Annotated in this window: 6 protein-coding genes and 2 pseudogenes; 5 read left to right on the top strand and 3 right to left on the bottom strand. The window is 56.8% G+C overall.

What is annotated here, in order from left to right:
* Positions 1–168 precede the first annotated feature (168 nt).
* Positions 169–1668: a type II and III secretion system protein family protein gene (locus MA07_RS01985; RefSeq protein WP_200879311.1), complete on the top strand. Its 1500-nt coding sequence runs from the start codon at positions 169–171 to the stop codon at positions 1666–1668.
* A gap of 965 nt (positions 1669–2633) precedes the next feature.
* Here the strand turns inward: MA07_RS01985 and MA07_RS28425 are convergent.
* The 3 genes and pseudogenes from MA07_RS28425 to MA07_RS28415 form a co-directional block, all read right to left on the bottom strand.
* A pseudogene (locus tag MA07_RS28425) lies at positions 2634–2867 on the bottom strand (transposase); the annotation flags it as partial.
* Positions 2868–2938: 71 nt separating this feature from the next.
* Positions 2939–3772 carry a hypothetical protein gene (locus MA07_RS01980; RefSeq protein ID WP_152568688.1) on the bottom strand — a complete coding sequence of 278 codons (834 nt, stop codon included), beginning with the start codon at positions 3770–3772 and terminating at the stop codon, positions 2939–2941.
* A gap of 2020 nt (positions 3773–5792) precedes the next feature.
* The gene (locus MA07_RS28415; protein ID WP_200879310.1) at positions 5793–5945 is read right to left on the bottom strand and encodes a hypothetical protein; all 153 of its coding nucleotides are present in this window, start codon (positions 5943–5945) and stop codon (positions 5793–5795) included.
* Between the two features lie 1295 nt (positions 5946–7240).
* Between MA07_RS28415 and MA07_RS31120 the strand changes: the two genes are divergently transcribed.
* The 4 genes and pseudogenes from MA07_RS31120 to MA07_RS01930 all read left to right on the top strand — a co-directional run.
* Positions 7241–7363: a hypothetical protein gene (locus MA07_RS31120; protein ID WP_280114224.1), complete on the top strand. Its 123-nt coding sequence runs from the start codon at positions 7241–7243 to the stop codon at positions 7361–7363.
* A 919-nt stretch (positions 7364–8282) separates the two neighbouring features.
* Complete coding sequence (locus MA07_RS01965) at positions 8283–8702, top strand: hypothetical protein (protein ID WP_036346324.1); 420 nt, start codon at positions 8283–8285, stop codon at positions 8700–8702.
* Positions 8703–13581: 4879 nt separating this feature from the next.
* Positions 13582–14058 (top strand): hypothetical protein, encoded by a 477-nt coding sequence (locus tag MA07_RS01935; RefSeq protein ID WP_152568687.1) that lies wholly within the window; start codon positions 13582–13584, stop codon positions 14056–14058.
* Between the two features lie 92 nt (positions 14059–14150).
* Positions 14151–14335 (top strand): annotated as a pseudogene (locus tag MA07_RS01930) (IS110 family transposase); the annotation flags it as partial.

Genomic DNA, 14335 nt, shown 5'->3' with positions numbered 1-14335 from the left:
GCCGCAACAGAATAAATTTCCAGGCAAGTCGGATTAGACGCGAAATTTCTTTACGCGACGTTAACCATACCGCCTCACATCTTGTGAGGTCTAGACTACCGGCGTGGAGCGGCCCGCGTGTCGGGTCGCGTTAGGTCAACAGCTGAACGGCATGAACCGGATCCTCGTATGATGAAGAAACATTTCTGGTCCGGCTGGTGGAGAGATCGTTCAATCTGGTCCGCTTTGGTGATTGTTCTCACCGTGGCTGCCGCCAGTCTCCTGGCGGGATCGCCTACACTGGCGCAGGAGCGGCTGCTGCGATTTAGCAATGGCCGCGCGCTGTCGGGCGTTAACGTGGCAAAGGGACAATTCCTCACGGCGAAGACGACCGCGGATATCACCAAAGTCATTGTGGGTGATCCAGATATTGCAACAGCGGTTCCCCTAACCGGACGCAGCTTCTATGTGCTGGGGAAGGCAGAGGGGCGCACGAACATCGCTGTCTATGCGACAGATGAATCGCTTCTCGGTACTGTGAGCGTCGAGGTGGGCGCCGATATGCCGGACCTTGAGGTCTCGCTTCAGCAGGCTCTTCCGCAGGCGAATGTCAGGGTCGAGACCATCAATGGAAGGTTGCGTCTGAGTGGCACGGTTCCAGACGCGATCTCGCTTCGCAAAGCGCTGGAAATCGCCGGTCAGTATGGTGCTGACGGCGTCATTAACGCTCTGAGGGTTAGCGGCGGACAGCAGGTCATGCTTGAGGTTCGCTTCATCGAGGCCAATCGCAACGCCGGACGCGAATTGGGCGTGAGTTGGTATGCTAGGCGTGAGGGCGGTTCGAGGGGAGGGGGATTTACCTCGGGAGGGGTCAGTTCCGACCCGTCGCCTGGTCTCATTCGCTTCAGTCCTACCCTTCCAAGTGGAAACCTGCCATTCGGTACTTTGGTCGCCCAAGTGCTGGGGGGCGGTATCAGCGCCGACATTCTCGTTCAGGCACTGGAGGAGAAAGGTCTCGCGCGCCGACTTGCGGAGCCGAACCTAATTGCCTTGTCTGGGGAGAAGGCCAGCTTTCTCGCCGGGGGTGAAGTCCCGATCCCGGTCGCTGCCGACGACAACAGGGTCACTGTCCAGTATAAGGAGTATGGGGTTCGTCTGAACTTTACCCCGACAGTTCTCGACAATGGTTTGATCAACCTGAAGCTTGAACCAGAGGTCAGCCAAGTTGACGAGTCCGTCCGGATCAACACAGGGCTCATCTCCATTCCATCATTCATCACGCGCCGGGCCAGTACCATGATCGAGGTGCGGGATGGACAGAGCTTCGCGATGGCGGGATTGCTTCAGAGCACCCACACGAAGAACCAAGAGCAAATTCCATGGCTTGGCCAGGTCCCGATCCTCGGCGCCCTGTTCAGATCATCGTCCTTTCAAGAGCAGGAGACAGACCTCGTCATCATCGTCACACCTCATTTGGTTAGACCATCCAAACCAGGTCAGCCACTCAAGACTCCCTTGGACTCGAGCAAACCGGCGAACGACGTAGAATTCTTTCTTTTCGGCAAGCTGGAAGTTGATGGCGACACCAAGCGCCGTTTCGCAGATGGGACGGGTATCATCGGCCCATATGGGCATATCGTCGAAGTACAGTCGGACAAACGCAATGCTAAGAAAAAGATCACCAAATAGTCGGCACCGGTTTGTGGTGGCAGTTGCCGGCCTTGCTATGTCTGGGTTCAGCGGCTGTGTCGATTATACGAAACGGCGGGATACCCTGACCCTGTCAGCTGGTGAGGCCCAAGCATGGAACAGGGCTGTTCATGTGGCGGACCCTTGGCCACCATCTGCAGGGAACACTTACATCGATGGTGACGGGCAGCGTGTTTCACGGGTCATTGAAGACTATGGGAGAGGAACCAGGAGCGGTCCTGCGCCACGTCGAACAGAGACCTCCTCGGAAAAGGCGGCTGACAAGACAGAGCCTCAAGGTGATGCAGCCGAGCAGTGATCCAAAAGCCAAGGCAATTTAAGGAAACGTCCTCGCCTGCGTCAGCCCTCGGACTAGTCACGCGATGGCGGGTCAACCTCAAAGTTCAATCGAACTGTATCTTCCGAAACTCCCATAAGCTGTGCGAGTTGTGAGCGTGCATCTTTGAGAATGGTGTGAATACGGGGATTCAAGATCTCAGGGGAAGAGTGCTCGGAAACAGGCAAATTATGTAGGAGCATGACACCATGCCTCTTATCGCGCGACCACCGGATTCGAGCGCGGGAAGAGAGACCCCTTTTCGGAATGCTCAGCATGAACTCGGGCGGGAGTTCGAGCGGGTGGTGGAGGAAAATCTGGGCTCCTGCATCCGAGAGGTCTCGAACCGTACATTCGATGTCAGACGATCGCCCCTCGATTTTTATACGGCCTTCAAGAATTGTTGGCGCACGTCTGCGCAAACGTCGGTCCCTCACTAATGCCCCCATTAAGTGACGCGCAGGTTGCTGCGATTGTCAAATAGACGTCTAGCACCTTAAACTAAACGAACAGTTACCTTAGCAGATAAAGCTGATACAGCATTGCAACTTTCCTTGGGTAAGCTCATACTCAACCTTGCGGGTTGTTGCTAATGGCCTGCCCCATGCGGGTAATCCGGGTGTGATGTTCATTCAGGGTTGGTCTGGGCGCCAGCTTGGAAGCAGGGATTAGAACCTCTGGTACGGGGGCGGTAGCCCAGGGATAAGTGTGGGCGCCAACTCCCGATGATCACCTTCGCCTCCTGCAGGGTGTAGAAGATCTCTCCCTTCAGCAGTTCATCCCGAAGCTTCGAGTTGAAGCTCTCGCAATAGCCGTTCTCCCATGGGCTGCCCGGCTCGATGTAAGCCGTCCTGGCTCCCACAACGCTGCACGGGTAAACCCCGGCTGCGGTCACAGCCGGGGAGCGTGTTAAGAGGTCCGCACGCTGTAGGTTTAGCGGTCCTTGTCACTCATGCCGTTTGGGCTGCCATCGTTGCCTCCGTTCCCAAAGCCATTGTTGCCATGACCATCATTGCCCTTGCCGCCGTTGCCCTTGCCGTCACCACCGTTCGAGTTGCCAGGAGCATTGTCGTGCGACCCGTCAGCGTTGTTGCCGGGTGTGCCGCCTGAGTTGCCAGGCGCATCATCCTTGCCGTTGCCGCCACCATTGTTGGCACCCGAGCCGCCATTACCTTTGCCGCCGCCCGTGCTGCCGGCGCCACCGGTGTTTCCGTTGTTGTCGGCAACAGTACCGCCATTGCCTGTGGTCCCGCCGGCTCCACCCGAGCCTACAGTGCCGACACCGCCCGCTGAGCCGCCAGCGCTAATCGTGCCGCCGGAGCTTCCAGTGCCCACGGTTCCACCAGCGCCAATCACACCGCCTGTGCTGACGTTGCCACCGACACCAACATTGTCGCCGGCCCCGACATTACGTCCCGCGCCAACACTGCCGCCGGTTCCGATGTTGCTGCCATTCCGAATGGGTCCGGAGGATCCGCCGACCCCGATTGCAGGGCCGTTCGTGCCACGACCATTGATAGATCCGGTGTTCAGATCATTACGGTCGTTCAGCCGGTCCATGCGCTGGCGCAGAGCCTGAGGCCTGACAGCACAGCTGCAGACCTCCTGACCCTGCACAATCCGGAGCCGACAGTTATGATACATGGATGGATTGGCAACTGCAGGGACGCACTGCTGGCCGGTTTGAATGATTTGCGCGGAAGTTGAGACAGAAGATCCTAAGAACAGAGCTGCTCCAGATAAGGCAAGAACATAAGAACGCTTCATGATTCACCTACGTTAAGCTACATGCACGGGGTGACTGCACAACGACAGTCGTCATGCACTAAAGACGCGCGAAAGTAGAGCCCGTTCCTACCCAATAACGTCATAATCCTAAGGTATTAGTATGGGGAAAGATCGCTGCTAGCATGAATAATCATATCGATAATTCTATTATTATTGATATAAATTGATCCGCAACAATAAATAAGCCCCTGAGGACTATGTAACGACCATCAGGGGCTTTGAAGTTTTGGCTTGAAGGCGGTAGGTGAGCGCCTCCGTTACATGAACGGCTGAAACTGCTAAAGAGTTCCTCTTTCTAGCTGCGTCAATCCACCAGAGTTGAGCCACCGGATGGCCGGGCCGCGGCTGCCGCATAAAGGAAGTTCCTCTCCACGCGCCGCGGAACCAGATTGCGCCCTACGCGTCGGATTAAGCGTAAGGCGGACAAATCGGAGTGGTTCAGAGCACCCATGTCTCGTCTGTAGTAATGCAGGAATTCTGCCCTAGTGCTTGTATAGAGGCGAGCATGACAGATGACGAAACTGAGATTGTGGCGGCGGAGTTGGCCAAAGCTGGCGGGGTCTCCTGGCATTCAGGGCAGGAGCGCGGCCCTTTGAAACTGGTCATGGATCGCTACCGTGACCGAGCCCGACTAGCTATTGCGACCCTCGACCGCCTCCGAGCCGCTAAGCAAGCCACTTCCCCCGGGGAACTCAGAGCTGCGCAGCTGGGAACAGGCGTAGAAGATAGCGCAGAGCCGGCTCCAGAGAATGCAGTCTCTGCTGGAAGCCTCGTATTGTACCGTCCTCCGGGAGACAAAAGAACTTATCCATGTCGGGTTGAGAAGGTTGAAGGAAGCCGCGTGTACCTTGTCCCCGAGCTTCCAACATGCACGGGGTGGGTGGATCTTAGCAACCTTTCACCCCCAGCAATTCAGTAAGGCGACCAATTCATGGCCAGTGTTACGAATAGCAAGTCTGCGTCAACTGAAACCCTCCCTCAATCAGACCTGTCGGTCGTTTCATTGGACGCATCTGGGCCAAGCAATTCGATGCGGGCGCGGTATTATTTCAATCTCACGGATGGCGAGACCATAATCCGTGACGAGCAAGGTATTGAGGCGTCCGGCATCCAAGCCGCAGTGGTTTCTGCCCTAGAGGCCGCAGAGGAGCTTCGCGCCCAAGATCCTTCTAACTGGGATGAATGGCAGGGGTGGAGGCTTGAGATTGTCGATGCCTCCGGTAGAGCAGTGCAAACAATCCCGCTTGACGCTCGCTCCGCTCATTAGTTGAAATGCTCGAAAGCATTGGCCCGGCTGATAAGGAGGGTTTAGCTAAGATATTTCGATTCAGAAGTCACGTCGCATACTGTTGTGGCAGGCGTTAGGGAGCGGAAAGTTTAGGCTATCCAATGGCAATGCCGCTGGCCACCCTAAGATCCGGAACTGAGGCGCGAACTAGGCCGTTGGCACCATGTCCGGCCATTTCGGCGGGACTGCAGACCGGAGAGTTCATGCCTCGCTACTTCATCGACATGCGTAGCCGTTTTTGGATGCATTGAGGACCTGGAGGGCATAAACCTGGCGGATGCCGACGCGGCGCGGGACGAAGCCCTGATAGTTGCCACTCACAGGTTCCGCAGTACATGGCAGGATATGCCGTCTGGGTCCGGGGACGAGATTGCCATCGAGGTGGTTGCTGAAACAGGACAGAGGGTGCTGGTGGTTCCCTTCTGGGAGATAAAGCAGCATCTGGAGGTGCTATGACCTAGAGGCGCTACTCGTCCGAGGTATGCCTCTTCCCCAATGAGCAGCCACCGGTGTCTAGCTCTCCAGGCAGAAGAAGTGCACTCATGATGACGACCTGAAGTTGCCCCTACAGGTCCTGACTCAGCGCCTCCTTCGGGAGGCGCCTTTTTGTTCCTGCCTCTGAAAGCCATTGACGGTCGAGAGTGCCTTCTTCCACGATCAGGAACAGGGCGGCACGCAGCACAACGCTTCCAGCTTCATCCCTTGCGCTCATTACGAAACTGCGGTGATTGCCGTCGGGGCGGGCATCTCTGGCGGCGCCTTCTGCGCCGCAACTCTAGTTGCCGCGAAATCCTGCGTCTCCAGTCCCTCCTCATCCGAAGCGAGGCGCTCTCCATCGAAGGTGTCGAAGAAGTAGCGGCGCATTCCCGGGCCTGAACTCTTGGTTGCAGGTATCGCCGCCCCTCTGCACGATGTGTTCAGCCTCTTTAGGAAAATATCGCGACAGGGTGCCGATACAGTAGGTATGGCAGAGGCGCGTTACCCTTTCGGGCGCAACCTCATTCCATGTCTTGTTGGCACGGTTGTTCTCCCTGACTGGTCGCACCAGCGGCCCACTTGGAGCGCCAGCAGAATGGGCGCTCTTTCTTTCTCGGCTCCAGACCTATGCTGTGTTAGCGTGCGTCGACGCACATCCGCCAAGCTTAAGAACAGGCATGTTCCACGCTAGTTCTTCAGGGTTAGGAACAGGAACATGCGTGCGATCCTCAGCTTTTTGTGCTCACCATCTCGGCAGTCGCCCACGCTGACCACTGCTGGGCTGAAGCCACGAAATTCGAACAGGGTAGAGTATTACCGCGCCGTGTTGGCGGAGATAGCCAACTACGACACATCATCCATGAGGCCGCCGATGGACTTACCCGAGAGCATCCACAAGGCCATTAACGCATGGGAACAGCCACGTACTTCGTGACGCTTCACAAGTGCGACCGCACAGGTGAGCATCCGTCTAAGAGGTTCATGAGTTGGCGTCCTGATAAGCTCAAATCTGTAGCCGGTCCCATCAGGAGGACAGCCGGTGTCACCACAGCGACTGTAACCAGCGCCACGAAAGAAAATTGCCACGAACTGTCCCTCTTACGGGACTGCAGGAGCCATTTGGAGATCACCGGCGGTCCCACCACAGGTACACATATAATCTACCAGATGGGGTCCGGGGTGGAGGAGGCGAGAGCGCGCTCCGGCGTCGTGGTCACTGCCCCCACGAGGACGTCGCCATGCCTCGTGACTGTCAGCGTCTTACTCTTGAGAGCGGGCCCAAACTGGATCTGGCGAGACGTATCCCGACCGGCGCTGGCAAGCCGGGCAGTCATATCCAACGTGTGCTCACCTATGGCTTGGGCGAAGCCATCACGGCCATTCTGAAGCTATCCGACTATGGTGGCTTGCTGGATCTATTGTTTCCAGGACGACAGCAGGCATTCTCTCTCGTATCGCACCCGAGGCACTTTGGCGGGCTGCAATGGTACGCAGTCTGCTCTAGGACCGGACGGCGGGTGCGGGTGCTCTACAGACCATTGGGAGCGACATACTTTGCCAGCCGTTATGCTTTGGGCCGCAGGGCCGCCTATGCCTCGCAATTCCTAGACCCAATCGGGAGAGCATGGCGCACAAAAGCGAAGGTAAAGGCAGCTCTGCTCGGCGACGACGATCCTGGATGAATGGGATCTGCCGCCGAAGCCAAGGGGACGCGCTGGGCGGCGAAGTACGATGCGGCAGAGGAGATGCTCGATGCGCAACTTGCCATGGCGGCAGCGCGGCTGATGAGCAAATTTAGCAGCTAGCGCTCTCCGTCAAGGTTTGGTGAGGAATTGCTCTGCGCTATGCAAGCATTTGTTAATGTGTCGGGCGCAGCCTCTTCATGTGCCAGCACGGCACGGTTGTTTCCTCTGAAGCCGGCCGTGAAAGGCGGCCTCCCTTGAGCGTCAAACGTAACTGGCGCTCTTTCTTTGAAGGCCGCTCTGTCAATGAAGACGGGGCGCTTTGGCCGAGTTGGGCCCCACCGTCAGCTACCAATAGAGCGACGGTTTTACGGATGAGCATCGAGTGCCCATTACAGGACGACGCATCCCTATGTTAATAGAGAGGAATAGTCATGATTATCCGCATTCTCACTGCTACTAGCCTCCTACTTGCTGCAACTGTCGCCATTGCCGCGCCTACGAAGCCGAAGCCGGTCTCGGCTGTGGTCATCACAAACTCCCGCGAGGTGCAGGCGACGGAGGTCGCTATTGGGGCAAATGGGCAAACAGTTCGGCTGGCAAAGCCACTCGCCCCGAAAGCACAAGCCACTCTGAGGTTGCCGAAGATGGCGGGCTGTATGGTGGTTGTGGCGGCGGTCTTTGAGGATGAGGCAACGTCAGAACACTCTGAGCTTGATGTGTGTAAGGACAGGACCATCCGTTTCACAGATTGATTTCCGTTACTCCCGAATAGGACCGCCGTAGAGGGAATACACTTTTCTAAGACGCGGTGAGCGCGGTCTCAGCTGCGGTGCTAAGGCGCCAAAGTTCGCTGCGCTCTCCGGTCATTCAGCCCTTCGATAACGACCTGAAAGACCCATATCTCTGTGACCCACATTCGGTCCAGTCATTAGGTATCATTGTGCGCCTAGATGAGAGACCGACATCCTGTCAGCTGCCGCAACAATGCCTCCGACCGATGTTCTAATCTGGTCACCGGGTTATCTGAGGAAGATACTCCATGGGCGGTTTCCTTCCGCACCTGACGTCGGCCGATTGGGCAATTGTCATTGCTGTCATCCTTGTGCCGCTTCTCATGGTTTTTGGCCTCTATGCGATCCGCACCGAGATCCGGGATGCCCTGCACATTGAGGCCAAGTCGGTCAGACTCAAGACCAGCAAAGCGGAGCGCCAAGAATGGCGTAAGCAGGCAACGTCTCCGGAGATGCTCAATCTCCTGGACGACCTCGAAACGCTCCTGCGCCTCGTCCATGCTGATGACGTGTTTGCTCGACAGGAGCGAAAGGAGGCCGTTCGCCTCGCCTGGGTGAGTTATCGAGTTCCAGTTCGCGTGGCCCTGTTTGGCGGCCTTTTGCTCGGCGGCATCATCTCCACCGTTTTTATGATAATCGCTCAAGGCCCCTCTAATCCAATGCCGTGAGGTTTGGCGCGTCCGTATGGGTGCTGACAGTGCTATATAACTTCCCGCGTTTGAGAGGGCAGACCTGGATCTTGCCTCTAGCGTGTTGGGGCTTGCGAGAGCCGTCCTAGGAGCAGCCTCAATGAGGGTGCTGAGGCTAGACGCAATGGCAGAAGTCTTTGGGAGTTTTAGTATGGCATACATGACGCCACAAGAGCGCGCTGAGAGCCTCCGAGACGCGATCCATCTATATATTGATTTGGTTGAAGGCTGTGAGGCTGGGCCGACTTGGAGGTTAACAGATAGGGGTTTCGCCAAGATTGCGTCCGTCATTCGTGAGGCTGAAAACGACGCATTCGAGCGAGCCGCGGAGTTGTGCGAGGCGGTGCACCTCGGCAGCCGGACGCGGTACAGTATGCTTCTTGGACCGGATTATCTGGTGACGCGAAGTCTCCTATCACGGGAGCTTGCTGCTACCATCCGGGCGTTGAAGCATACGTCTTCAGAATTCTAGAGCAACGGGCCCGCCATCGGATAATGATTCGAAGCGGGAAGCACTTCTGGAACAAAGAGATAGCCTTGATGCACTGGCTCTGTCAGAACCGCCATTGCTCTAGCGACTGGAAACAGGCCAGGAACGTTGACAGCTTAGAGTTTCATCTCGGCTGAGGAAACATTGACACCGAACAGCTTGGCCACTGGCCGGGTTGGCGACATTCTTCCCCATATCGGGAGGGTGGAGCCATGGTTCGAATCCTCTTATTGATTGTCGCATTGGCCCTGGCTGTTTCCGTAGGAGCGGAGGGGGGCACCCATCCCTTAAACATAGCGTCTCGGCTCAAGAGCGAACACCGCAGTCTCAGGCTACGCAAGAACAGGATGAATTACAGTCGTGCGATGTGGCCGTCCGGGAGTTCGTCCAAGGGCGGAGGGAGGCCGCGGCACTTCCTGTCAAAGGGGTCAAGGTCGACGGTTTGCGGATGACCTTGAACTTCGTTCACCCGTATGGAGAAAGCGGAGATACGCCTCCGAATTTGGCTTTTACGCGAGGTGAGTCGACTGAGGAGCGCCCTAAGGCGTTGAATAAGGCGAAGCAGAAGGCCCGAATGCTGACAGAGGCGGCCAAACCGGGGAGCGTCTGGTATGTGATTGTCCTCAAGAAGGAGGGCAGTCAAGCTGATGACAGCCGTAGTCCAGCCAGCATACAGGCAGGCGAATTCCAACCCTCTGCCGATGCTGTGGTCATGGCCAGTATTGAGGGCCGTTGCATCACTGTCTCGCAATACGAAGCTATCCCGCTCAGCAACGTGACTAGCGAGTTGCGGCAGTTGTTAGGTCAGCGGGACCAGGAGTCATCGCCGCCCGGATCCTCCTCGCAGCCGCCTCCATCCTGATGCACGCTGTGCTATGGTTTGTGGGCGGCCGACCAGCCGCGAATTTGAGCTTGAACTACGGAGACTGTGCGATGGCACATCGTGAGCAACACGGGAACCGGGAAGCGAAGAAGCCCAGGAACGATAAAGAAAGCCGCAGCGCTGAGGGCAAAAAGTGGGACGTCACACAGGTTGTGGAGGAAAAGCCACGTCTAAGCATCAGACGCTTGCCTGGAGCGGAACGCTAGCCCTATTGTCGCGTTGCTCCTCCGATCTAGGAAGGCTCACAGTAGGTGCATCCATCCCATCCCTCCATCTCCCTGGGAATGGGTGCCAAGGCCCAGCAATGGTCGGGCCTTTTCTTTTCAGCCACGCTGAAACCAATACTCTGCCCAGGGCTTGGGACTGTGTGATGGGTTGATGTCTCGCTTCTGAAGCCCCATCACCCGCAAACGAATTGGCGTAAAATTGTCGTTGTGGGTTCCTGACGGCGCCAATTATGAATTCCCTAGACCGGGCACCCGCCCCGGTTCTGAGACAGGGAGGCTAGCATAAAGACACCATCTGAGCCGAAGCATGCCTCCACGCTATCAGTTTAAGTGTCGGAGGCATCCTTCCGCTCGACAATCTGAACCAACCAGCCGGGTTGACCCGGATAAACGCGACTAGCAAGTGACTTCGTGTCACCACGGGCTCTTTCCTCAGGATCGGGCCCGTTTGTTCGTGTGGAGACGGAGCGGGTGACCATGAAGCTTGGAACCTCTCCACCTAAGCTGCGTTACGGCTTGGTTGCGTAGCGTATGCGTTCCCGACCTAATGACAGGGACACACACTATGCTCGAACAGCCCGTTCATGGCTTTGCCATACGCGTTGATGACATTGTTGCCAGTACCGGGGCTATCCTCCAGAGCCGGCATGGCCATGCCAGCAATCCCGAGGACCGCCCGCTCTCGGGCAGAAGCAGTTCTCACAAGATCACCTGAATGATAGCTCGCAGCGTAGCCGTATTTGTCGTCAGGTGATGGCCGACCTGCTGCCTGGCTGCCCTGCTTGGACTCCCCTCAGTACGTGGAGGTGGAAAGTGTTCGTTTGGACCGCACTTCTGATCCTGATGCTCTCATTCCTTGCCTGTGGGCCTTTCCACGACAGCATACCGGCTGCGGTTGAACCTCTCGCCCAACTAGCAGCCGTTCTCAGCCTCTTTGTTCTGGTCTGTGCCGTGGAGGATGGAGGGCGCAACAAGGATAGTGGCGGGTAGTTGTGCAGTCGAGCACATGACCGCAGGCTGACGTTAGGCTCATGGTGGTGTTCTCAACCGAAGTTGAGGATAACCCAAGCGCAGATGCCAAGCGCAGGCAGCAGGCCTATCCATTCGAGAGCAGGCGCCGACCGGTTGTTGTCGAGATAGCCATTTGTGGTTTTCAGTGAATCCAAGTTGTAGTTCACAGCATCCTCCCATGAGGCGCAACGCAATTCAGCGTTCATGCAATGGTCAAATATGCGTCGAATTGGGAATTTTTCCGTGTGCTCCGACACATCACGCGCGAGCGGCACCATCTTGGTCAGATACTCGCCAGCAGAAGGGCTGCTCCAATGAAGGAACTGAGGGAGGCAATAAAGAGGAGCGCTGCACACTGAAGAGACGGGCCCGTGTTGGTGCTCTCACTAGGATTTGAAGCAATGCCTACTACGGCTTCAGGGCGTCGAGTGGCATTCATAAGCCTCTCCTGCATCTGGGTTGACGATGTATGGTCAGCAAACGCAGGCAGCTTCCGGTCTATTCCTTCACGAAGTTTATAGGAATGTGTCGAGAGCACCGGTTGAGGCTCTGAAATCATCCAGCTATGGCAGCGGTGCAACTGATGATGCAGCTTTAGCCAGGAGATTTCGATTCAGAAGTTGGCGGTCGCGTTTCAACGCCAGGCCGAAGTTCAAAGTGTTCTATCTGGGTTCAACCCTGACAACTAGAGCTGCCTTCGTGCGTTGTTCTTGAGCGCTTTCACGCGCGGAGGGACACGCCTATGGATGTCTCGGTTAGGCTGGAAGACAGGTCTAGGCATACTTGGGCCGTTTACGTCGATGACGCCTGCATCGCACGGGGCTTGCCGCGTGCTGAGGCGAATCGGATTCGAGGGCAGATCCAGCGAGGTGAGCTTAAGCCGCGCCTAGGCTAGACAGGCTCCCGCCGCTCAGACGGCAGGTCACCAGTACTCAGTCATCCACACCTGTCCACAGGCTTGCCTGTGGGGGATGGAACCTGTCGACAGCTCGGCTTATCTGAGAAGATGCTCAGTTTATGTTCTTTCGAGAGCCTTCATTATGAAAACCGCGGCCGAATACAGAAAACATGCTGAAGAATGCCGGGTCCTCGCCAAGCAGGTACCTGAGGGGGAGCAGCGCGATCAGCTTCTGGAAATGGCCCGCACTTGGGACAACTTGGCAAGAGATCGGGAAACGTTGGTCCGGAACCATCCCGAACTCGACACCTCAAGGGGTCCGCCTAAAGCTCACACTCCATCAAAGTAGCGGTTGAGGGCATTTGATTTCGCCTGACCCACAAATTTGGCTGAAATCTCCGGCTCCGTTTCACTTAGGTGAAGGCCGGAGGCTGCAAAGGGCACATTGTCTAAACTGTGGATTAGTCTTATTTGGCCATTAGGAACAATCCGCCTCCAAAGACGAGCAAGCTCCAAGCTTCTAGAAAGCTCCCCGCCAGTTGCCCCCGGCGGGGAGCTTTTCGTTGGAAGGAGATGGAGATCTCTTGGGATGACGTGAACCGCACGGGTAAAACAGGGATCCACTTCGTCACGGGGCTGGGGATCGAAGTTTTCGTGTCGCAGAGAGCCATTGAGAACTGGAGGAGCGACCCAGAAGGGCGTCACCACATGGTCGAGATCGCAACCAGCCTTCGGAAGATCTACAGTCTCGGGACTCTCGAGCTAGCTGAAAATTCCGGCCCCGGTTAACTTGGGTTATGAGGGGCCCCGCGCAGAGGTGTAAGCTCCAGGATGTTCCCCAGTGCATCCTCCCTCTGGCTCTGGATCCTGCTCCCTCCCGGCCCCGGCCAGCGAGGGAGCTTTTTCATCGAAAGATGAGAGGGACCAAAATTGGTACCATTCCCAGCCTCTCTCAAAAGTCGTCAGGGGTCGCCGCGAGACCGTGTTGCACTCAAGTCTTCGTGCTGGGCGCCCCTGATGAAGGGTGCGCTGATAAGCACGGCCGGTCCATCCCATTAGCAGACTTAAACTGGTCCGAGGCATACGCCATGTACGGCACAGTTCGAGCAGCGGTACTGTGACCATCAGCTCCCCAAGCGTTTTCCAATATTTGTGCTGATATGGGGCCGGCCGGAGTGCCATATAGACTGCCTCTTTACTGGGTCACTGTCATGATCGGTGATGGAAGCTTCCCAATACGCTGAAACAACACCTTATCCAGTTCCGTAAAGGGCATCACGGGCAATTCGCGGACAATCTTCTCACGCGCGCACGTGCCTGATAGGGTGCCTTGCTTCTTGGAGGGCGCCGTGCGGCAGATGGGGCGAAAGGTGCTTATCGGTCTCAGCGCCGCCGCCGCTTTGGCAGGTCTCGGCCTCTGGCTGAGTTCAAACCGTATCACAGAAGAAGATGAGGCCCTGGTCGGCAGCATCCTTGAGACTCGGGGGGCGGTCGTCCCCTTCAGCCAGATTTACCCAGAGAAATGGGATCACGTCTGCTGGCTCGGCGACTATTCCTTCCCATCGGCATGGATCCTCCGACTCCTGCCTCAGGCTCCCTCTCGGCTAAAGTTTGTCCCCCGTGACCGATGGTTAGATGAGGGGCAGCGTGCCCTTGTGTTCGTCGATAGCGCAGCGGCCAAAGCGAGGGTTTCCTTCTTCGACTATCGTAAGCTCAATCCACCGGACGAGCCGAATTGTGTTGCGCGTGACCGTGCAATATTCCGAGTCGAGACCGTAGAAGCCCCCAATCTGACCTACACAAAGCTCGTGATCCCGAGCGACTAAATTCCATAGATGATGGAGTGGACGACGCCTGCTCCCGGCAGCGCCCTATGAGATAGGGTGATTGCCTCAGCGCCAGACAGGGAGCCGCTCCAATGCAAGTCACGACAGTAGGTCTCGATCTCGCCAAGCATGTGTTCCAGGTTCATGGCATCGATCGGAACGGACAGGTTCTGATCCGCCGTCAGCTCCGCCGAGGCGAGCTCATCGGCTTCTTCCGCCGCTTGCCGCCCTGCCTGATCGGCATGGAAGCCTGCTCCACCGCCCACTTCTGGGCGCG

Source organism: Microvirga sp. BSC39 (assembly GCF_000739015.1).
In the GTDB taxonomy this organism is placed as follows: domain Bacteria; phylum Pseudomonadota; class Alphaproteobacteria; order Rhizobiales; family Beijerinckiaceae; genus Microvirga.
The sequence above is the reverse complement of the archived record's forward strand: the minus strand, read 5'-3'. Positions and strand labels throughout refer to the sequence as shown.

Bases quoted from the DNA above. Each gene is read 5' to 3' on its own strand.
- MA07_RS01985 (WP_200879311.1), top strand. From the start codon at position 169: ATGATGAAGAAACATTTCTGGTCCGGCTGGTGGAGAGATCGTTCAATC.
- MA07_RS01980 (WP_152568688.1), bottom strand. From the start codon at position 3,772: ATGAAGCGTTCTTATGTTCTTGCCTTATCTGGAGCAGCTCTGTTCTTA.
- MA07_RS28415 (WP_200879310.1), bottom strand. From the start codon at position 5,945: ATGCGCCGCTACTTCTTCGACACCTTCGATGGAGAGCGCCTCGCTTCG.
- MA07_RS31120 (WP_280114224.1), top strand. From the start codon at position 7,241: ATGGGATCTGCCGCCGAAGCCAAGGGGACGCGCTGGGCGGCGAAGTAC.
- MA07_RS01965 (WP_036346324.1), top strand. From the start codon at position 8,283: ATGGGCGGTTTCCTTCCGCACCTGACGTCGGCCGATTGGGCAATTGTC.